This is a genomic window from Streptococcus sanguinis SK49 (assembly GCF_000212815.1).
Classification (GTDB): Bacteria; Bacillota; Bacilli; order Lactobacillales; family Streptococcaceae; genus Streptococcus; species Streptococcus sanguinis_C.
Window position 1 is genome coordinate 1,419,659 of sequence record NZ_GL890985.1, and the last position, 20,316, is coordinate 1,439,974.

The window sequence follows — 20,316 nt, forward strand, 5'->3', positions numbered from 1 at the left end:
GGTTTATTTAGACTTGATATAGTTGATACCATCCGCTTTTGGAGCAACTGATTTACCAAAGAAAGCGGCTAAAACAATGATTGTCAACGCATAAGGCGCGATACGAAGATAAACCGCAGGTATATGAGCAAGGAAAGGAATCTGAGTAGAAACAACAGCTAGGGCTTGGGAAAGTCCAAAGAAAAGACTTGAAAGCATAGCACCTATTGGATTCCATTTACCAAAAATCATAGCAGCTAAAGCGATAAATCCAGGGCCGACAATCGTCGTAGCAGAGAAATTAACCGAAGCAGATTGAGCATATAAAGCTCCACCTACTCCTCCCAAAAATCCTGAAATCAACACTCCGTAGTAACGCATGAGATAAACGTTAATCCCTAATGTATCAGCAGCTTGAGGATGTTCACCTACTGAGCGTAAGCGAAGCCCAAATTTCGTCTTAAACATGATGAACCAAGCTAAAAATGAGAATCCAACAGCTATGTAACCCATCAAGCTAGTATTCTTAAAGAAAATATCTCCAAAAACAGGAATGTTAGACAAAATCGGAAAATCAAATTTACCAAAAGATAAATCAATATTATTAGTTTGTCCTTTTCCATAAATAGCCTTGACAAGAAAGACAGCTAAAGCTGGCGCCAGCAAGTTCAGTACAGTACCGCTGACAACATGATCAGCACGAAAATTAATGGTTGCTACTGCATGAATCGCAGAAAAAATGAGACCAACTAAACCACCTGCGAGAAGAGAAAGCCAAATAGTCATTCCTCCTAAGCTTTCAGCGAAAGTCAGGTTAAAAACAACTCCTGTAAAAGCTCCCATGACCATGATGCCTTCCAAGCCAACATTAACAACACCAGCATGCTCAGAGTAAGCACCTCCAATACTGGTGAAAATGAGAGGAGCGGCATAGACCAGCATATTTGATACAAGTATTGTTAGAATAGCAACAATATTCATCTTTACTCTACTCCTTTCATTCGTTTTTTAGGTTTGATATATTTTTCAATAATGTAGTGAGCACTTACAAAGAAGATAATGGAAGCTGTTACAATATTGACAAGTTCTGGAGGAATAGTAGCCGTTGTCATACCAGGCGCACCAGTTTGCAATGTCCCAAGTAGAAACGCAGCAAAAATGATTCCGATAGGAGAGTTGCTAGCAAGAAGAGCAACTGCCATACCATTAAATCCAACAGCCAGAGATCCTGCTTGAACATAAACGTTCTGGAAAGTACCTATACCCTCAACTGCTCCTCCAATACCACAAAGAGCTCCAGAAATCACCATTGAAAGAATAATAGTACGTTTCGCCGACATCCCTGCATAATCTGAAGCATTTGGATTGAGACCTACTGAGCGAATTTCAAATCCAAGTGTGGTTTTCTTTATGATAAACCAAATTACAGCAACAGCAATCAAAGCAATGAAAATTCCAATATTCATACGTGACTTAGTAAGCTCTGTAAGAAAGTCTAGACGATAGCTAGCGTTTGCCGAAACAGGAATACTCGATTCGGAATCAACCATTAGTTTTTTAGGAAAATTCCGAATAATTTCATTTCCAGCAAAAAGAACAATATAGTTCATCATAATGGTAACAATAACTTCGCTTGTACCTAAAAATGCTCTTAACAAACCCGGAATTAAACCGATTAAACCACCGGCAACTGCTGCTACAAGGACAGTCAGCGGTAACATTGCAAAACGAGGAATGGTTGGAAAAGATAGGGCAAACCAAACAGCTGCAATCCAACCTGCCAAAGCTTGACCAGGTAAACCAACATTGAAAAAACCAGCACGACTAGCCACTGCAAACCCAAGAGCAATCAAAATTAGAGGTCCCATGGTTCGGAAAATTTCTCCAATATTTTTAATGGAACCAAAAGCTGTTTTGAACAACTCTTCATAACCCCACAAGGCATCATAACCAAAAATCCACATGATGATGGCGCCAAGTAAGATTCCTAAAAGAACTGAAATAAAAGGAATAGCAATTTGCTGTGTTTTTTTATCCATTAGAACCCTCCTTGATTTTTCCACCAGCCATGAGAATACCAAGTTCTTGCTTATTAGTTTCAGATGGCTTTACAATTCCTTGAATCTTTCCATCATGAATAACAGCAATACGGTCTGATAAATTAAGAATTTCATCTAATTCAAAGCTGACAACAAGAACGGCTTTCCCTTTATCACGTTCAGAAATTAAGCGCTTATGAATATACTCAATCGCACCAACATCCAATCCGCGAGTAGGTTGACTGACAATTAATAGATCTGGATTACGATCAACTTCTCGAGCAATAATAGCTTTTTGTTGATTTCCCCCTGACAAAGCACCTGCTGGAACAAGTTCACTAGCTGCTCTAACGTCAAATTCTTCCATCAATTTACGGGCATATGAATTAATTTGATTATAATTCAAAACACCTTTGTTACTGAGCGGTTCTTTATAGTAAGTCTGGAGAGCAATATTTTCAGAAAGCATCATTTCAAGTACCAAACCATCACGATGACGATCCTCAGGTACATGACTTACTTGCATTTCTGTAATCTTTCGTGGAGAAAGTCCTACAACTTCCCTTCCTTTGATTTTAATACTTCCTGATTTTACTTTTCGAAGTCCTGTAATAGCCTGAATCAACTCACTCTGACCGTTACCGTCAATCCCAGCAACTCCTACGATTTCACCTGCATGAACATCAAGAGAAAGCTCTTTAACAGCTGGTACACCACGATTCTCATTCACTATCAAATCAGAAATTTGAAGTACAACGTCTTTCGGTTTAGCTTCTTCCTTTTCAGTAACAAAAGAAACCGAACGTCCAACCATCATTTCAGCCAAATCTTTATTTGAAACGCCCTCAATGCTAACAGTTTCAATTGATTTTCCACGGCGAATAACTGTGACACGATCCGCTACTGCTCGAATTTCATCTAGTTTATGAGTAATCAGGATAATAGATTTCCCTTCTTTAACAAGAGTTTTCATAATATCCATTAATTCCAAAATTTCAGCAGGGGTCAATACTGCCGTTGGCTCATCAAAGATCAAAATTTCGGCACCACGATAGAGGGTCTTCAGGATTTCTACACGTTGTTGGGCACCAACAGAAATATCTTCAACCTTAGCTGTTGGGTCAACAGCTAAGCCATAGCGTTCTGATAATTCAAGGATATCTGCATTAGCTTTTTTCAAATCTAATACACCTTTATTTGTTATTTCGCTACCAAGAATAATGTTTTCAACAACAGTAAATGCTTCAACCAACATAAAGTGCTGATGAACCATTCCTATTCCGAGAGCTGCAGCCCTAGAAGGAGAATCCAATTTTTCCAATTTTCCGTTGACAAAAATTTCTCCACTAGTTGGCTCTAAAAGACCAGCCAACATATTCATCAAGGTAGATTTCCCAGCTCCATTTTCACCAAGAAGTGCATGAATCTCACCTTTACGCAGTTGTAGGTTGATTTTGTCATTTGCGACAAATTCACCAAAAACTTTGGTTATCTCACGCATCTCAATGACATTTTCATGTGCCATTAGAGTATTCCTTTCTAGAAAATTATATTTTATTTCAGTAGAGCCTACTAATCAAGTTAGTAGGTTCTATTGAGACAAAATGTCTCAATACCCTAAAAAAGCAACCCAAGAAGGTTGGGTCGCTTCTGGATCTTTATTATTTTTCAGGTGCTTTTACACTACCATCAATAATCTGTTTCTTAGCATCTTCTACAGCTTTTTTAGCATCTTCAGATAGGTTAGAAGTTGTCAATTCAACTCCACCATCTTTCAAACCAAATGTAATTACTTTCCCACCCGGGAATTTACCATCAGCTGTTTGAGTAGCAATCTCTTGAACAGTTTTGCCAACTTGTTTTAAGCTGGAAGCAAGTACAAAGTTAGATTCCTTGCCATCTTTAGACTTGTATTTACCTTCTTCAGCTTGATCACGATCGACACCGATTACCCAAACTTTTTCATCTTCATTTTTCTTCTCATTCAAGTCTTTTGCTTCTTTAAAGACACCTGCTCCAGTACCACCTGCAGCTTGATAAACTACATCAGCTCCTGCGGCATATTGGGTTGCAGCAATAGTTCTTCCTTTTTCAGGATTATTAAAGTCTTCGGCATATTGAATATCAACTGAAATATCTTTGTTAACAGACTTCACTCCTGCTTCAAAGCCTTTTTCAAAACGAGTGATAACCTCGCCACGTGCCCCTCCAATAAAACCAACTTTGTTAGTCTTCGTAGTTTTTGCAGCAGCAACACCTGCAAGATAAGCAGCTTCATTATCAGCAAAAACAGCAGATGCTACATTCTTCTTGTCTTTGATAACAGAATCAATAATAACATAATTAATATCAGCATTTTCATCAGCAGCAGCTGTAACAGCAGGTGCTAATTTATAACCAACGCCATAAACTAATTTATAGCCATTTGTAGCTGCTTGACTGAAGTTATTCGCAAAATCCGCTTCACTTGTAGACTGGTAGTAAGTAAAGCCGTTATCTTTAGAAAGACCGTTTTCTTTACCCCAAGCTTGCAAGCCTTCCCATGCAGACTGGTTAAATGACTTATCATCAACACCGCCAGTATCAGTTACGATAGCAGCTTTCAAATCAGTTTTCGCGTTTGAAGAATCTGAGCGAGAAGCACGGTTTCCACATGCAGCAAGTCCGAATGCTGCGACAGTTACTAGACCAAGACCTAGCCATTGTTTTTTGTTCATTTCTGAACCTCCTAAATAAGATGTGCAACACAGTTGCAAGTTTGAGTTTGGTCAGATGACCGATAACAGACTTATGTTAAATCTGTAAAAGAATATGGAAGTAATTCCTTGACCGTCATCACGACCGTCGATTTATCTTTAGCGACCAAGGTCACTTTTAGATCCTCAGCAAAAAATTCTGCCATTACTTGGCGGCAGGCACCACAGGGCGATATGGGTTTTTCCGTCTCACCATAGACAATCAGCTCCTCGAAGTCTAAAGCTCCTTCTGAAACCGCCTTAAATATAGCTGTCCGCTCTCCGCAGTTGGTCAGACCAAAACTGGCATTTTCAACATTAACGCCGGTAAATACCCGTCCGTCTTTAGCGACTAAAACCGCTCCAATAGGGAAATGAGAATAGGGAACATAAGCATTTTTGCTTGCTTGGACAGCCAAGTCAATCAACTCAGTAGTCGCCACTAGTTTCTTCTCCCTTCATAATCGCCACACCGGCTGAAGTTCCGATACGAGTCGCACCTGCTTCAATAAAGGCTAGCGCATCTTCATAAGAACGAGCACCGCCAGAAGCCTTGACGCCCATGTCAGGACCAACTGTTTTTCTCATGAGGGCGACATCTTCGACTGTCGCACCGCCAGTTGAAAATCCTGTAGAGGTCTTAACAAAATCAGCTCCAGCTTTCTGAGCCAGTTGGCAGGCCTTAGCCTTCTCCTCATCTGTCAGCAGGCAAGTTTCCAGAATCACCTTGACCAAGGTACCGTTAGCAGCTTCTACAACCGCACGGATGTCTCGCTCTACCAAATCATAATCTTTAGACTTCAGAGCACCGACATTGATGACCATATCCACTTCGCCAGCACCCTTTTGGATGGCGTCTTTCGTTTCAAAGGCCTTTACATCGGAAGTGTTGGCTCCTAAAGGAAAACCAATTGGCACACAAACCTTGACATCTGAGCCTTTCAGCTGCTCCGCAGCAAACTCTATCCAGGTTGGATTAACACAGATACTGGCAAAATCATAAACTTTTGCTTCTTCAATTAACTTCAGAATCTGCTCTTCTGACGCTTCTGGTTTTAAAAGCGTATGGTCTATGTATTTGTTTAATTTCATGTTGACTTCTCCTAGAATTAAGCAATAACCTCGATAATTTCGCTTACTGCAACGCTTTCATCACCTATTTTAACATTTTTTTGAAAATCTGTAACTAGTTCTTGAGAAATTTTTTCATTTGAATAAATTTTTGCGAAAACTTCTCCAATTTCAACCTTGTCTCCGACTTTCTTTTCGAAAACAATTCCTGTTTCATAATCTAAGTCGTCAGATTTAACTGCGCGTCCTGCTCCAAGTCTCATGGCAAAGAGTCCAAACTCCATAGCAGGCAGTTCAGTGATATAGCCTGCCTGTTCTGCTTTCACATCTACAATATGAGCTGCACTTGATGGACGATAGAGGTCTTCCAAGTCACCACCTTGAGCAGCAATCATAGCTTCAAATTTCTTCAAAGCAGCGCCATTAGTCAACTGTTCTCTTACTTCTTCCACCGTTTTCTCAACGTCTGCCAGTCCGAGCATAATCTGAGCCAACTCACAAATGAAAGTTGTGATGTCTTCACGACCCCTGCCCTGCAAGATATCCAAAGCTTCTAAGATTTCCAGACGATTGCCAATGCTGGTTCCCAGAGGCTGACTCATATCTGTCAAAACAGCTACCGTTTTTCTACCAACTGCCTTGCCCAAATCTACCATAGTGCGTGCTAGTACACGAGCGTCATCAATATTTTTCATAAAGGCGCCTTCACCAACAGTCACATCCAGAAGTATACTGTCTGCACCAGCAGCAATTTTCTTACTCATAACAGAGCTCGCTATCAGCGGAATTGTATCAACAGTTGCTGTTACATCTCGCAGGGCATAGAGTAATTTATCCGCTAGCACCAACTGATCAGACTGACCGATAACGGACAAACCGATTTCCTGCACCTGCTTGATAAAGTCTTCCTGACTGCGCTCTACCTGAAATCCTTTAATGGATTCCAATTTATCAATGGTTCCTCCAGTATGGCCCAGCCCGCGGCCGCTCATTTTAGCAACAGGCACACCGAAACTAGCTACCAATGGTACCAAGACCAGAGTTACTTTATCACCAACACCGCCAGTAGAATGTTTATCTACTTTTATTCCCGCGATTTCTGACAAGTCAAACTGCTCTCCAGTTCCAACCATGGTCATGGTTAAATCCGAAATTTCCCGAGTCGTCATGCCCTTAAAATAGACAGCCATCGCAAAGGCTGCCATCTGATAATCAGGCACCGTCCCGTCCACATAACCCTCAATCAGCCACTGGATTTCCTGACTGGTCAGTTCCAGACCGTCTCTCTTCTTTTGGATAATATCTACAGCACGCATCCTATTTTTCGCTCCTTAGTATATAGTAGCCTTTGTCCTTCTTAACAATCTCACAATTACCGAAGATAGCTTCCATCTTCGACTTGGCGCTGGGTGCTCCTTGCTTCTTCTGAATCACAAGGGTCAAATCACCGCCTTCTGTCAAATGCTCATAGCTTCCGCTGATAACCTCATGTACAACCTGCTTACCAGCACGGATAGGTGGATTACTGATAATATGGTCGAAAATGCCGTTGACTTTTTCATAAACATTTGACTGGAAGATCTCAGCTGAAATCTGGTTTCTCTCAGCATTCTTCTGAGCCAAGTCCAAGGCTCGCTGGTTGATATCCACCATGGTCGCAGTCACTCCTTGCGCTTTGGCTAAGGTCAAACCTAGAGGCCCATAGCCACAGCCAACATCCAGCACCCGTTCTCCAGCTTCAAAGTCCAAGACAGACAAAAGAACCCGACTGCCATAATCAATCATTTTTTTACTGAAAACACCAGCATCAGTCAAAAAAGTCAGCCGCTGTCCTAACAGTTCTACATTTAATTCATGAATATCATGTTTGGCGTCAGGATTTTCTGCAAAATACATTTTAGTCATACAACCATTTTATCATAATTTTCCTAGATTTGTAAATCGTTTTCATTTCTCCAAAAAGTATGTTATACTAAAGTCCATCATACAGGAGTAACTTATGACTAACGAATTTCTTCATTTTGAAAAAATCAGCCGCCATACATGGCAAAATCTGCATCGTAAAACAACTCCGCCTCTGACCCAGGCCGAGCTTAACTCTATCAAGAGTTTCAATGACAAGATTAGCCTGCAGGACGTGACGGACATTTATTTACCCTTGACCAATCTCATTCAGATTTATAAACGTTCTAAGGAAGACTTGGCTTTTTCCAAGGGGATTTTTCTACAAAAAGAGAGCCGGAAACAGCCCTTTATCATCGGAGTTTCTGGCAGTGTGGCCGTTGGGAAATCCACCACCAGCCGGTTGCTGCAGATTCTGCTTTCTCGGACTTTTTCAAATGCGACAGTCGAGCTAGTTACCACAGATGGTTTTTTGTTTCCTAATCAAATTTTAGAAGCTAACGGCATTTTAAACCGCAAGGGTTTCCCAGAAAGCTATAATATGGAGTTGCTTCTTTCCTTTCTAGATAGCATAAAAAACGGTCAGGATTTCCAAATTCCTGTCTACTCGCATGAGACATACGATATCGTTCCTCAAGAAATGCAAGAGGTAAAAGCTGCTGACTTTGTTATCGTCGAAGGGATCAATGTTTTCCAGAATCCACAGAACGAGCGCCTCTATATGACAGACTTTTTTGACTTTTCTATCTATGTCGATGCAGAAGTCGAAAATATTGAAAACTGGTATCTGGATCGCTTTAAAAAAATGCTGACGCTGGCTGAAAACGACCCCAAAAACTACTACCACCGCTTCACCACGCAATCAGAAGAGGAAGTGGTGGCTTTCGCCCATAATGTCTGGAAAAGCATTAACCTTGTCAACCTGCTAGACTACATTGAGCCAACCCGCAATCGGGCAGAAATTATTCTGCACAAAGCTGGAAATCATGAAATTGATGAAATTTACTTAAAAAAATAAAAAAGCTTGTCAAATCCTAACTTTTCATATATAATTAGATAGTTAGTATTTTCAATGGAGGTGAAACAACTTGGCAAACATTAAATCAGCTATCAAACGCGCTGAATTGAACGTGAAACATAACGAAAAAAACTCAGCTCAAAAGTCAGCTATGCGTACTGCAATCAAAGCATTTGAAGCAAACCCATCTGAAGAACTTTTCCGTGCTGCTAGCTCAGCTATCGATAAAGCAGAAACAAAAGGTTTGATCCACAAAAACAAAGCAAGCCGCGATAAAGCACGCCTTTCAGCTAAACTTGCTAAATAATGCATACAAAGGGAGCTCTCAGGAGCTTTTTTTGTTTCTCACACAAAGGAGGTAGGGATGAAAATAGCAATTATTGGTTATTCCGGTTCTGGCAAATCCACTCTAGCAGCACAACTGTCCAACCACTACTCCATTCCCAAACTTCACATGGATACATTGCAGTTCCAACCTGGCTGGAAGGATAGCGACCGTGATTGGATGAGTAAACAGATAGATAATTTTTTGTCAAAAAATACCGACTGGATTATTGATGGCAACTACTCTTGGTGTTTTTATGAACGTCGGATGGCAGAAGCCGACCAAATCATCTTTCTGAACTTCTCTCGCTGGAACTGCCTCTATCGAGCTTTCAAACGCTATCTAAAATACCGAAATCGGACCAGAGAAAGCATGGCTCCCGGCTGCCCCGAAAAGTTTGACTGGGAGTTTATCTGCTGGGTTCTTTGGAAAGGACGACGTCAGACAGCACTGGAAAGATATAAGAGAATCCGTCAAACCTTTCCTCAGAAATTCTACGAATTAAGAAATCAAAAAGAACTGACCAGCTTCTTACAGAACCTAAAAACAAGCGAGCCCTAATGACTCACTTGTTTTTATTTGATTTTCTTTTTCTGGGGAAAGAGGGGCAGACCTAAAGAAGCTATTTTTTCAGCTGGAACCTTCATGCCGTCCTTAATCCACTTGGAAAGAACGGAAACAACTGCCGAACTCCAGAAGGAATTCATGTAAGAGTTAGTCGTTTTCTTAGCATTGCGATTGCGCTTTTCCAAAAAGTCAAACACGGCCTGAGTCAGCAGCTTTTCAAAATTATAGTCAATGGCTAGACTGATAACCCGAGCTTCTTTCTTGGCTTCCTTAAAAAGAAAAAGCCAAATTTGGTACATCTCAGTTTTAAAGTTAAACTCTTCCAATTTATCCGTAATACCTTGAACAGTGTTTTTAAAAATCTCTTCCAGAATCTGCTCTTTAGAGCTATAATTGCGGTAAAAAGCAGCGCGGGAAACCCCTGCCCGCTCAACCAGCTCTGAAATCGTAATTTTTTTGAGTTCTTTCTTCTCCAGCAGCTGCATGAGAGAAATTTCCAGAGACTCTCTCGTGATTTGATTGGATTCCTGATTGTATTTCTTTAAATTCGCGAGTGATTTTTCCGATATTTTCTTTTCCGACATAACAATTTCTTCCCTCTTGTCTCAGCTGACAGTTTCCGCTTTCTAGTAAGCATCCTTCATGTTATAATTTTAAAAAAAGACAGGTTTTTTGTCAATTTTTTTATTGTACATACTTGACAAAAAAGGAGAAAAATATGACTTGGAAAATTATAGCTGACTCTGGCTGTGACTTTCGTGAAATGGCAAACTTGGCTAAAGACACCCAGTTTGAAAGTGTTCCCTTGACCATTCAAGTGGAAAATGAGATTTTTATAGATGATAAGCAGCTTGATATTGACCTGATGATGGAAAAGATGTATGCTTCTACTGCTGCTTCAAAGTCAGCCTGCCCTAGTCCAGATGACTATCTCAAAAGCTTTGAGGGAGTCGACAAGATTTTTGTGGTGACTATCACTGGAACTCTCTCTGGCAGCAATAATAGTGCACAGGTTGCTAAGAAAATCTTTTTGGAAGAACATCCTGATGCTCAGATTCATGTCATTGATAGTCTTTCTGCTGGTGGCGAAGTAGACTTGCTTGTAACCAAGCTTAATGAACTCATTCAGCAAGATCTCAGCTTTGATGAAGTTGTTGAAGTCATTAGTCGCTATCAGGAGAAAACCAAGCTTCTCTTCGTTTTGGCAAAGGTAGATAACTTGGTCAAAAACGGTAGACTGAGTAAACTTCTGGGAACCGTGGTCGGCTTGCTTAATATACGTATGGTCGGTGAAGCTAGCCAGACTGGCACGCTAGAGCTTCTGCAAAAGGCACGCGGTCCAAAAAAGGCCCTTGCTTCTGCAATCGAAGAGCTACTCAAAGCCGGTTACAAGGGTGGCCGACTCATCATCGCTCACCGCAATAACGAAAAATTCTGCCAGCAATTTAGTCAACTGGTACAAGAAAAGTATCCTCAAGCTCAAATCGAAACGGTACCGACTTCAGGTCTCTGCAGTTTCTACGCTGAGGAAGGTGGAATCTTAATGGGCTACGAAATTTAATAAGGTATCTAAAAAAGTAAAGGATTAGGCTAAGATAATTGACCTAATCCTTTACTTTTTCGATTTAATTCGCTATAATAAAATCAAGTAAAGGAGTTGATATTATGGCCAGAGGAAGAGGCGCCGCAAGCCCCCAAGATAAGGAAGCAAGTCTTCTCATTTCTAAAAAGCTCAAAGAGCTTCTCAAGGAAACAGGTAAAAAACAAGTTGAGCTATCTCGTGAAACAGGCATTCCCGCTAGTACACTGACTGGCTATATCAAAGGGACATCTCTGCCTATTGCAGCCAATCTAGAAAAAATTGCAAGATTTTTTGAGGTAGAGGTCGAAGAAATCGACCCTCGTTACCGACTAATTGCAGATATCCCTCAACAATTTCCCGATTTAAATCATATTTATCAGCAACTTGATCAAGACAGACAGGAGAAAGGATTAAAGCTACTGGAAGCTAGCCTGACTGAGCAAGAAACACAAGCCAGCTTAAAGGATGACTACTTCCCCTACTTGGTCTATGAGAATTACTATCTCTCTCAGCATAAGCCTGAACAAGCTGATTTAGTCTGGCTGGACAGAGAAATTGACTACGATATTGCACTTTGGGTGCGAACTGACTCGCTAGAGCCTAAGTATCCGAGAGATTCCGTAGCGCTAATCAAGCAGACTCATTTCGAGCTTGCCGGCGCTATCTATGCTATCGACTATGACGGCCAAACCATTATAAAAAGAGTCTTCAACGATCCATCCGGTATTCGTCTAATTTCCCTTAATAAAAAATACAGTGATAAGTTTATCCCGCATGAGGAAGAGCCCAAACTCATCGGTCGAGTTATGGCGACTTTCATGCCACTGGATGTAGAAAAAATAAAGAAAAACAAATAACAGTTCTGCAATTGTACAGAGCTGTTATTTTTACAGTCAAAAAATCAGAAAGTCTTTCGACTTCCTGATGCTTGTTTAATAAAATACTGCTAGCTCTTCATTCAGCTTTTTCATGTAGTGTTTGTGGACTATGTAAGACAACACAGCTAAGCCTGCTAAAACTAGAGCGACTATCACATAAATTACCAGAGGCGCAAGAACATTGGATATAAAGAAGAGAAGAGTAATGACAATCAACATTCCTAAAATCAGAGCGATAGCTAAGAGAGTTTTCACCATATTATTATCTCGGCTCATCAATTCTGTGACATTGGACCAATTGGTCACGAGATGCTTATAGTCTCGGTAGTAACCCCAAGAACTCCACATTAGACTAATCAAGGCCCAAACAATCACCATGCCCAAGAAAGTCACTGGATGCATACCGGAAACAAGGCTAGTTATCAAAAGCAAGGTCAGAGGCAGGATAGACTGAACGGCAAAGAGCTGCCAAAACTTCAGATGAATATACTGCTTCAAATCAAAGGGGAGAACCTTGAGATAATCAAAATTTTCCCTTTCCAGAGAAATCCCAATAGCCGTAAGGTTGCTGCCGCCTGAGTTTAGCGTTGCAATCAAAACAGCCAGAGCCATCATTGGCAAGAGAAAGCGCGGTCCCAGATAAGAAGTCAAAGACAGGCCGCCTTGTATCATCCCCATTCCCATACTGAAAATGACAATGTAAGGGAGAAAGGCCGACATAAAGATGGCCTGCATAATGACAGAGCCCTCACTCAAGAGCCGGATATTGTAACGCTAGACAAACTTTTTAAGATTTTTTGCTTCCGTAATATTGATATCATGCACGCGCTCCCGCTTTCCTACTGAAGAGCCCGTCATGAGAGCGGCCTCATAAAATTCTGGAATCACCTTGGTCTTTACGATGAAAAATAGAAGAGCCGCAACTGCCACCCATCCCAAAAATCCCAGCAAGGAAGCTGTATGAAAAGGATGAAGAATAAAATCATAAAAGGCTTGAACTGGCGGGAAGAAAGCTTTAACCTCTGTACGATTTACAACGCTTCTGCTGTTCATTTGATTAATCATAAAATAGAGGAAAAAGGATCCAACGGAAACAAGAGCCAGAATGACATTGGACAGGATGGTCTTGTACTTCCTGAAAAAGGCTGTCTTGGTAATGAAATGGACGGCAATCAGAATCAGAAAGGTGATGACTGAACTTAAAATCAGAATAGCAAGCAGAGCTAAGGGCAGGCCCAAGAAAGGATTACCACCTTGGAAAGCCAGAACCAAGAAATAACTGAACATAGGCAAAATGGCAATCAGCAAGGTCAGAATAACTGAAATGCTTTTGCCGACGATGATTTCTGCTTCGCTAAAAGCGTAGGGACGATAAGACTGCAAGTCCTTGCTTTCATAAAAGACATTGTAAAAAACCAGAAAGCCCTGAGACATAGAAAAGAGAGCAAAAGCAGAAACCAAATTGGCAAAGAGACCAGGATTGCCAACCAGTTGGTTCAGGGAGCCCATCAAGCCGAAAAGAAAGAGATAGACCAGTCCTAAGATCAGATACATGCGGATAGCCTTCAGCGATACATTGACCTTGCGCTCAGGATTCTTAGCTTGCATCTTGCGGTACTGCTGCAGCTGAGACGGCTGAATAGCGTAGAGGATGTTGATATCAACGAGTTTTTTTATAGCTTTAATGCGCATCAGGACTCACCTCTTCTCTGCGGCCAGCTAGACCAAGATAAATGGTTTCAAGAGACTGTTCTGGATGTTGTCCTTTTAGTTCTTCAATCGTTCCATAGAAAATCAATTTCCCTTTTTTGAGAATGGCCACCTTATCACAGAGCTGCTCTGCCACTTCCAAGACGTGGGTTGAAAAGAGAACTGTATTTCCTTTATCTGCATGCTCCCGCATCATCTGCTTGAGGTCAAAAGCTGCCTGCGGATCAAGACCCGTCAGCGGCTCATCCAGCACCCAAATATCCGGGTCAGACAAAAGCGCAGCTATGACAAAAACTTTTTGCCGCATCCCATGAGAAAATGAATCAATGACCTCATACCGATGAGAGCCAAAGTCGAAAAGATGGAGTAGATTTCCCAATCGCTCTTCTACTTCAGCATTTGTCATATCGTAAGAAGTCGCTACAAGTTCCCAGAATTCATTGGCAGTCAGACGCAAAAATAGATCTGGTGAGTCAGCTACATAGCCGATTTTTTTCTTGATTTCCAAGCGATTAGCGGACAATTCTTTCCCATCAACAAAAATCTGTCCACTGCTAGGATTAATAACGCTGACCAATGACTTAATGGTAGTAGATTTGCCGGCGCCATTGTGACCAATCAGACCGACGATTTCTCCGCTCTGCAAGGTCAGATTCAGCTGATTGAGAGCTACCGTTCCTTCATAAACTTTAGTGACATCTTTAAATTCAATCATAAGAGAGCTCCTTTACCGATTTCTATACAGATTAGTATACTCTTTTTGCGGCTTTTTGTCTCAGCTAAAAATGTTTCATTTTCAATTTTAAAAAGATTTTTCAAATTATAAAAGAGCTAAGTGTTTATGATAGTGAAAAAGCAAACGATTGCGCCTTTCTGCTTCTTTTGGTACAATAAAGCCAATCAGTGAGAATGAAGAGGAAAATTTATATGGAAAATCAAACCTTAATGCAGTATTTTGAATGGTATCTGCCAGATGATGGTCAGCATTGGAATCGCTTGGCGGAAGATGCACCAAACTTAGCAGCGAAAGGAATTCGCAAAGTCTGGATGCCGCCAGCTTTCAAAGGAACTGGCTCTAATGACGTTGGCTATGGTGTATACGACCTTTTTGATTTGGGAGAATTCGACCAAAAAGGGACCGTCCGCACCAAGTATGGATTGAAAGAAGAATACCTCCGAGCGATTGAAGCACTTAGCCAGAACGGTATCGAAGCTATTGCTGATGTGGTTCTCAATCACAAGGCCGCAGCAGACTATAAAGAGCGCTTTACCGTTGTTGAAGTTGATCCTAACGACCGCACAAAGGTCTTGTCAGAACCTTTCGAAATCAAAGGCTGGACTAAGTTTGTCTTCCCAGGCCGCAAAAAAGCCTATAATGACTTTGAATGGCACTGGTACCACTTCACCGGTACTGACTATGATGCCAAAAACAACAAGTCAGGTATTTTTCTCATCCAAGGGGACAATAAAGGTTGGGCAGATGATGAGCTGGTGGACAACGAGAATGGTAACTACGACTATCTGATGTATGCGGATATTGATTTCAAGCACCCTGAAGTCATCCAAAATCTATACGACTGGGCTCATTGGTTCATTGAAAGCACTGGTGTACATGGATTTCGCTTAGATGCTGTCAAGCACATCGATTCTTTCTTTATGAAGAATTTCATCCGCGATATTACTGAAAAATACGGTGAAGATTTCTATGTCTTTGGGGAATTTTGGAATAGCGATGAGAAGGCCAATAACGATTATCTAGAAAATATTGACTACCGCTTTGATCTAGTCGATGTTAAACTTCATCATAATTTATTTGATGCCAGCAAATCTGGAGCAGACTATGACCTACGAACTATTTTTGACCAAACACTTGCAAAAAATCACCCCGAATCAGCTGTGACCTTTGTAGACAATCACGATACTCAGAGAGGTCAGGCTTTAGAGTCTACAGTTGAAGAATGGTTCAAACCAGCTGCCTATGCTCTTATACTTTTGCGAGAGGCTGGATTGCCCTGCGTCTTTTACGGAGACTACTATGGCATTAGCGGAGAATTTGCTCAAGAAAGTTTTCAGGATGTGCTAGATAAGCTCCTAGACATCCGCCTCAATCTTGCCTATGGCGAGCAAACCGACTACTTGGACGATGCCAACTGTATCGGCTGGACCCGCCAAGGTATGGACGATGGTCTGCCAATCGCTGTCCTTATCAGTAATGACCAAGCAGCCAGCAAATCCATGCTTGTCGGTCCAGAATGGGCTGGCAGAGAATTCAGCGACTATCTAGGCAACAGCTCCCAAATCGTAACTATTGACGACCAAGGCTGGGGAGAATTTCCTGTGGAGGAAAAATCAGTAAGTGTCTGGAGTGTTAGGTAATCAATTTTCTTACATATAACAAACTAAAAACCGATTCGCAGTGCACTGACGAATCGGTTTTTAAGTTTCTAGCCTTTGAGATTAGCTGAGGAAGAGCTCCTATTTTCTATAGAATTGACATTACATAAAAATCCTCGCCAATAAGATAGAATGAAGTTCACCTACTCAACTAAGCCACTCCTTAGATATGCATCCACCATACGTTCTGTCGCAACAACTGAATCAATATGGGTACGTTCATAAGAGTGGCTGGATTCGATGCCGGCACCTAGCAGAGCATGCTTGACTTCTGCTCCTGCACTCATAGCTGCAGAGGCGTCTGACCCGTAAAATGGATAGATGTCCAGTTTATAAGGAATGTCTTGCTCCTTGGCCAAATTTACTAAATGCTGGCGGAAGCCATAGTGATAAGGTCCTGATGCATCCTTGACACAGATGGAAACCGTATACTCATCTGTCTGCTGGTCGTCGCCCATAGCTCCCATATCAACTGCTAAATACTCTACCGCTTGCGCCGGCAGGCTGGAGTTAGCCCCATGACCGACTTCCTCAAAAACACTGAAAGCAAAATGAGTCGTCACTGGTAGCTGAATATTTTCCTCTTTATAAACGCGCAAAAGATTGAGCAAAATAGCTGCGCTGACCTTGTCATCCAGAAAGCGAGACTTGATAAAGCCTGACTCGGTAACTGTAGTACGAGGATCAAAAGAAATAAAATCACCGACTTCGATTCCTAAATCTCGCGTTTCTTTCTCACTTGTCACCTTTTCATCCAAGCGGACTTCCATATTGTCCTGAGTACGCTCAACCGTCCCAGCATCCTTATAGACATGGCAAGATGTCTGGTGAACCAAAATAGTCCCACTGATAGTCTTACCGCTACTTGCCACATGGACTAAACAGTTTTCGCCTTCAATCATGTTCCAAGGGAAACCGCCAATCCGATCCAGCTTGAGACGACCGTCAGACTTAATAGCCCGAACAATAGCTCCCAGTGTATCCACAAGCGCAGTCACTACCCGATGCTGGGTATCATTTTCACCCTTAACCACAACATGGACGCCACCTTTATTGGTCAGGACAGGCTCATAGCCCATTTTTTCCAGTGTTTTCACTAGATAGTCTGTCACCTCAGCAGTAAAGCCTGTTGGGGAAGGAATAGCCGTTAATTCTTGCAAATATTGAACAGTTTGATTCATGAATGTCTCCTCATCGTTTTTCTTTATTATAGCATAAAGAAAGATAGAGCTAGTAGTTTTTCAGCAGGCTTTTAATGATTTTGAGAAATGATGATATCTCTACTTCTATTATTTCGTTTCTATTCTTCCTCGTAAAAAAGCTAAAATCAACTAGGTACAAATAAAAGAAAAGAAAAAATCATCTCAGCAAGCTGAGATGATTCGTCTGGCTAATATTAATTAGCTTTTTTGAAACGATAGACAAGAGCTGATAAAAGAATCAGTGCAAATCCTGCTGCCATCGCAAAGTTAGAAGTTTCACTACCAGTTTTCGGTAAAACTTTTTTGCTAGTTGACGGTATAGGAACATCTTTTGAACTTGAGGGACTCGGAGTCTTATCCGGATCTTTAGGACGATTCGCTTCAAATGTCCATGTGCCTGTAAATTTGACATCTGAGCCTGCAATAGTTTTACTATCTGCGTCATATTTGAGGAATTTCCAAGTACCATCAGTTGCTTCAACAGTTTTCTTGGCTGGCTGAACCGCTTGAACAGCAGTACCATCTGTGTATTCATTGGCATCGGTCGGCAACCATTCTGTTACCTCTGCTGGTAAGGTGCGATTCGGATCTGCGCTTACAAATTCATACGTCACCTTATATTTCGGCGCTGGAGTGAAATTCCATTTACCGGTAAATTTAAGGTCCTTATCCGCAACTGTCTGTGCATTCGTTTCTGCATAGCCTTCGAAAGTCCATGTGCCTTCAGTAACTGTCACACTTATTTTAGCAGGCTGCTTAGCGTCTACATTAGTACCACTAGTGTAGCGATTAGTATCTGCTGGAAGCAAATCCGTCACTTCTTTTGGCAGGTTTGGATAGGCTGGGTTAGAGCTGAGAAACTCATAGCTGACACCATAGTCTTTATAACTGTTGGTGAATGTTGGATTGTTGTCTGTAACAGCAGCTTCCAATTTAGCGTTGTTTTCAGTCACTGTGACAGTCACAGTATGTTCTGTACTGTCGTATGTCACTCCAGCTTCACTTCCAGCTACTTCTTTCAGCTTGTAGGTATAAGTCCCCTCTTTATCATAGTTGATTTCAGGAAAATTGATATTACCATTGGCGTCATTTGTTGTTTGATGTTCCACGTTATTTCCGCCAACCTCAGTCAGCTTGAAAGTGTACTTACCAGCTTCAAGTGCTTTACCATCCAGAACTTTCTTAGCGGTAATTGCTGCAGTCGCTGGCTCTAACTTGTATGTATTGGTGAAAGCATCACGGTCATAGGCAACAGTTGCTGTCTTAACGCCCTTGTTGTCTGTTACAGTAACAGTAACATTGATGTCTGAATTGACATCGTTTGTCACACCTGGCAGATTGCTTGCTCTTTCACGAATGACATAGTTAAAGGTTCCCTCACTTTTGAAACGAAGTTTATTAAAGGTTACGGCACCGTCTTTGTTTGTTACTGTTTGAATAACTTTGTCGTTGTCATCCTTATTGATCAAATCAAAAGTAAATTCACCATCTGCCAAATTGCGACCAGTCAATTCCTTTTTGACTTTGAAGATAACTTCATCAGAACGACTACCTTCACCAACACCATCAAGAGTTGTCAAAGGTGCAAATGGACGTGATACTAATTCCGGCATCTTTTGTCCATTAGACGTAACGGTTACATCGTTAAAGGCTTTTTTGGTCACCTTATCAACTGGCTTCGTCAAACGAGTCCGATAAATAACATAAATACCTCTTCCATTCAATTCCCCAGCATTAACTGAGAAATGATTAGAATCTGTAATTGTCACAACATCACTTGGGTTAAAGGATTGACGTGTGCCGGAAACACCTTCCCACTCAGTAAAGTAGTAACCTGTAATCCCTGTATCTTCATCCAACTCTTGGTCTTCTGGAATAGCGTCCTCAATGACAACTTGACCAAAATTTTGGACATCACGATTGACACGGATACGCCAGTTGACATAGTTAGGATCCTTAGAATCCTGAACTCCCCATTTGGAATACCCCTGAGGCTCTTCATCAACTTTGATGCGCTTCAGCCTGTAGGTTCTAGCACCCGGAAAGTTTACTTCTCTCTCTTGGTCATAAGGCATATCATCAGCCCAAACCACTGTGAAAGAGGATTGAATACGCTTGGCATCAGGCATTTTCGCATAATACTCAGCATTTGTGACAGTAATATTTGCTGTATTGGAAACAGGATCTGTCACCAACTTAGCAACAACAGTGCCATCCGGTGCGCTTATGTTTTCCTCCAAAGTTCGCTCAATTTTGAACTGTGATGGAACATGGTAAACCAAAGTATCACCATTATTTAATACTTTGCTATCCGCAAATGTATAGGTCGGAGCAATGTAAAATTTACCTTCACCGTAGCCTGTATCCTTTAAAGGATTAGTATTAATAGTGACATCTGTAGTTAGCTGATAATCACTTTCACCTAACTCTGCAGCAGAAACCCTAGGACTTGAGCTTAACAAGGGAAGAAAGGTTGATACCAAAAGCAGTAAAGTCATCAGAGCATGAGACACTTTATGATAAGTTTGTTTCACCTTGAATGCGGTCCTCCTTCTTTTTATATTTTATTTTAGACAAATGCTGGCAGGCACACCATCACCTGTCTACCCCCTCATTTTCACCCGATTCTAAATCAAGATTTATTACCAAACTAAAAATGATAGCACTCGTATATGATAAGCAAATGTGACATATACATATCAATTATAACACAAAATATTATACTTGACTCCTTGTAAACTATTATTTATACTAGAATTTTCTATTCTTTGTCTACTATCGTTACAAAAAAGTCACAAAAAATTGTTTTATTCAGACTCGGATGGATTTTTATTGATATATTAGAAATAAATGGCAGAAAAAATACCTAGACTTTTTATAGTCTAGATATTTTTAAATGTATTTCTGAAAAACA

18 protein-coding genes and 1 pseudogene are annotated in these 20,316 nt (G+C 41.1%); 6 read left to right on the forward strand and 13 right to left on the reverse strand.

Going from position 1 to position 20,316, the window contains the following annotated elements; translation table 11 throughout:
- Window positions 1-3: 3 nt before the first annotated feature.
- The 8 genes from HMPREF9380_RS04105 to HMPREF9380_RS04070 all read right to left on the reverse strand — a co-directional run bounded on the left by HMPREF9380_RS04105 (window position 4) and on the right by HMPREF9380_RS04070 (window position 7,729).
- On the reverse strand, window positions 4-960 hold the full coding sequence (locus HMPREF9380_RS04105) for an ABC transporter permease (RefSeq protein ID WP_002933925.1): 957 nt from the start codon (window positions 958-960) through the stop codon (window positions 4-6).
- A gap of 2 nt (window positions 961-962) precedes the next feature.
- The gene (locus HMPREF9380_RS04100; protein WP_002906683.1) at window positions 963-2,018 is read right to left on the reverse strand and encodes an ABC transporter permease; all 1,056 of its coding nucleotides are present in this window, start codon (window positions 2,016-2,018) and stop codon (window positions 963-965) included.
- Window positions 2,011-3,543, reverse strand: a complete 1,533-nt coding sequence (locus HMPREF9380_RS04095; protein ID WP_002933927.1) for an ABC transporter ATP-binding protein — start codon at window positions 3,541-3,543, stop codon at window positions 2,011-2,013. The genes HMPREF9380_RS04100 and HMPREF9380_RS04095 overlap by 8 nt, the downstream gene beginning before the upstream one ends.
- A gap of 136 nt (window positions 3,544-3,679) precedes the next feature.
- A complete protein-coding gene (locus HMPREF9380_RS04090; protein ID WP_002906684.1) occupies window positions 3,680-4,735 on the reverse strand; it encodes a BMP family lipoprotein in 1,056 nt (351 codons plus the stop codon).
- 71 nt (window positions 4,736-4,806) lie between these two features.
- A complete protein-coding gene (locus HMPREF9380_RS04085; RefSeq protein ID WP_002906685.1) occupies window positions 4,807-5,196 on the reverse strand; it encodes a cytidine deaminase in 390 nt (129 codons plus the stop codon).
- Window positions 5,183-5,845 carry a deoxyribose-phosphate aldolase gene (gene deoC, locus HMPREF9380_RS04080; RefSeq protein ID WP_002933929.1) on the reverse strand — a complete coding sequence of 221 codons (663 nt, stop codon included), beginning with the start codon at window positions 5,843-5,845 and terminating at the stop codon, window positions 5,183-5,185. Before deoC ends, HMPREF9380_RS04085 begins: the two co-directional genes overlap by 14 nt.
- A 17-nt stretch (window positions 5,846-5,862) precedes the next feature.
- Entirely contained in the window at window positions 5,863-7,140 is a 1,278-nt protein-coding gene (locus HMPREF9380_RS04075) for a pyrimidine-nucleoside phosphorylase (RefSeq protein ID WP_002933930.1), read from the reverse strand.
- Window position 7,141: 1 nt separating this feature from the next.
- Window positions 7,142-7,729 carry a class I SAM-dependent methyltransferase gene (locus HMPREF9380_RS04070; RefSeq protein WP_002933931.1) on the reverse strand — a complete coding sequence of 196 codons (588 nt, stop codon included), beginning with the start codon at window positions 7,727-7,729 and terminating at the stop codon, window positions 7,142-7,144.
- 94 nt (window positions 7,730-7,823) lie between these two features.
- On the opposite strand from HMPREF9380_RS04070, the gene coaA reads away from it, so the two are divergent.
- The 3 genes from coaA to HMPREF9380_RS04055 all read left to right on the forward strand — a co-directional run bounded on the left by coaA (window position 7,824) and on the right by HMPREF9380_RS04055 (window position 9,630).
- Window positions 7,824-8,744, forward strand: coding sequence for a type I pantothenate kinase (coaA, locus tag HMPREF9380_RS04065; protein ID WP_002906691.1), 921 nt, complete (start codon window positions 7,824-7,826; stop codon window positions 8,742-8,744).
- Between the two features lie 70 nt (window positions 8,745-8,814).
- Entirely contained in the window at window positions 8,815-9,051 is a 237-nt protein-coding gene (gene rpsT / locus HMPREF9380_RS04060; RefSeq protein WP_002895661.1) for a 30S ribosomal protein S20, read from the forward strand.
- Window positions 9,052-9,108: 57 nt separating this feature from the next.
- Entirely contained in the window at window positions 9,109-9,630 is a 522-nt protein-coding gene (locus tag HMPREF9380_RS04055; protein WP_002933935.1) for a DNA topology modulation protein, read from the forward strand.
- 14 nt (window positions 9,631-9,644) lie between these two features.
- Here the strand turns inward: HMPREF9380_RS04055 and HMPREF9380_RS04050 are convergent, their stop codons facing one another.
- Complete coding sequence (locus HMPREF9380_RS04050; protein ID WP_002895666.1) at window positions 9,645-10,220, reverse strand: TetR/AcrR family transcriptional regulator; 576 nt, start codon at window positions 10,218-10,220, stop codon at window positions 9,645-9,647.
- Window positions 10,221-10,354: 134 nt separating this feature from the next.
- On the opposite strand from HMPREF9380_RS04050, the gene HMPREF9380_RS04045 reads away from it, so the two are divergent.
- Both HMPREF9380_RS04045 and HMPREF9380_RS04040 read left to right on the forward strand, forming a co-directional pair.
- The gene (locus HMPREF9380_RS04045; RefSeq protein ID WP_002933937.1) at window positions 10,355-11,197 is read left to right on the forward strand and encodes a DegV family protein; all 843 of its coding nucleotides are present in this window, start codon (window positions 10,355-10,357) and stop codon (window positions 11,195-11,197) included.
- A gap of 104 nt (window positions 11,198-11,301) precedes the next feature.
- The gene (locus tag HMPREF9380_RS04040) at window positions 11,302-12,075 is read left to right on the forward strand and encodes an XRE family transcriptional regulator (RefSeq protein WP_002933938.1); all 774 of its coding nucleotides are present in this window, start codon (window positions 11,302-11,304) and stop codon (window positions 12,073-12,075) included.
- A gap of 75 nt (window positions 12,076-12,150) precedes the next feature.
- Here HMPREF9380_RS04040 and HMPREF9380_RS0111065 read toward each other — a convergent pair.
- Window positions 12,151-13,788 (reverse strand): annotated as a pseudogene (locus tag HMPREF9380_RS0111065) (hypothetical protein).
- The gene (locus tag HMPREF9380_RS04035; protein ID WP_002933943.1) at window positions 13,778-14,521 is read right to left on the reverse strand and encodes an ABC transporter ATP-binding protein; all 744 of its coding nucleotides are present in this window, start codon (window positions 14,519-14,521) and stop codon (window positions 13,778-13,780) included. The pseudogene HMPREF9380_RS0111065 and the gene HMPREF9380_RS04035 overlap by 11 nt, the downstream one beginning before the upstream one ends.
- Window positions 14,522-14,715: 194 nt before the next feature.
- Between HMPREF9380_RS04035 and HMPREF9380_RS04030 the strand changes: the two genes are divergently transcribed.
- A complete protein-coding gene (locus HMPREF9380_RS04030) occupies window positions 14,716-16,182 on the forward strand; it encodes an alpha-amylase (protein WP_002933945.1) in 1,467 nt (488 codons plus the stop codon).
- Window positions 16,183-16,343: 161 nt separating this feature from the next.
- Here HMPREF9380_RS04030 and HMPREF9380_RS04025 read toward each other — a convergent pair whose 3' ends face one another.
- Entirely contained in the window at window positions 16,344-17,381 is a 1,038-nt protein-coding gene (locus tag HMPREF9380_RS04025; protein ID WP_002933946.1) for a M42 family metallopeptidase, read from the reverse strand.
- A 215-nt stretch (window positions 17,382-17,596) separates the two neighbouring features.
- On the reverse strand, window positions 17,597-19,936 hold the full coding sequence (locus HMPREF9380_RS04020) for an SHIRT domain-containing protein (protein WP_002933947.1): 2,340 nt from the start codon (window positions 19,934-19,936) through the stop codon (window positions 17,597-17,599).
- Between the last annotated feature and the right edge of the window lie 380 nt (window positions 19,937-20,316).

Coding starts and splice junctions, on each gene's coding strand:
- HMPREF9380_RS04050 (WP_002895666.1), bottom strand. CDS start 10,220: ATGTCGGAAAAGAAAATATCGGAAAAATCACTCGCGAATTTAAAGAAA.
- HMPREF9380_RS04025 (WP_002933946.1), bottom strand. CDS start 17,381: ATGAATCAAACTGTTCAATATTTGCAAGAATTAACGGCTATTCCTTCC.
- HMPREF9380_RS04075 (WP_002933930.1), bottom strand. CDS start 7,140: ATGCGTGCTGTAGATATTATCCAAAAGAAGAGAGACGGTCTGGAACTG.
- HMPREF9380_RS04055 (WP_002933935.1), top strand. CDS start 9,109: ATGAAAATAGCAATTATTGGTTATTCCGGTTCTGGCAAATCCACTCTA.
- HMPREF9380_RS04040 (WP_002933938.1), top strand. CDS start 11,302: ATGGCCAGAGGAAGAGGCGCCGCAAGCCCCCAAGATAAGGAAGCAAGT.
- coaA (WP_002906691.1), top strand. CDS start 7,824: ATGACTAACGAATTTCTTCATTTTGAAAAAATCAGCCGCCATACATGG.
- HMPREF9380_RS04070 (WP_002933931.1), bottom strand. CDS start 7,729: ATGACTAAAATGTATTTTGCAGAAAATCCTGACGCCAAACATGATATT.
- HMPREF9380_RS04035 (WP_002933943.1), bottom strand. CDS start 14,521: ATGATTGAATTTAAAGATGTCACTAAAGTTTATGAAGGAACGGTAGCT.
- HMPREF9380_RS04100 (WP_002906683.1), bottom strand. CDS start 2,018: ATGGATAAAAAAACACAGCAAATTGCTATTCCTTTTATTTCAGTTCTT.
- HMPREF9380_RS04105 (WP_002933925.1), bottom strand. CDS start 960: ATGAATATTGTTGCTATTCTAACAATACTTGTATCAAATATGCTGGTC.
- HMPREF9380_RS04090 (WP_002906684.1), bottom strand. CDS start 4,735: ATGAACAAAAAACAATGGCTAGGTCTTGGTCTAGTAACTGTCGCAGCA.
- HMPREF9380_RS04095 (WP_002933927.1), bottom strand. CDS start 3,543: ATGGCACATGAAAATGTCATTGAGATGCGTGAGATAACCAAAGTTTTT.
- deoC (WP_002933929.1), bottom strand. CDS start 5,845: ATGAAATTAAACAAATACATAGACCATACGCTTTTAAAACCAGAAGCG.
- HMPREF9380_RS04045 (WP_002933937.1), top strand. CDS start 10,355: ATGACTTGGAAAATTATAGCTGACTCTGGCTGTGACTTTCGTGAAATG.
- HMPREF9380_RS04030 (WP_002933945.1), top strand. CDS start 14,716: ATGAAGAGGAAAATTTATATGGAAAATCAAACCTTAATGCAGTATTTT.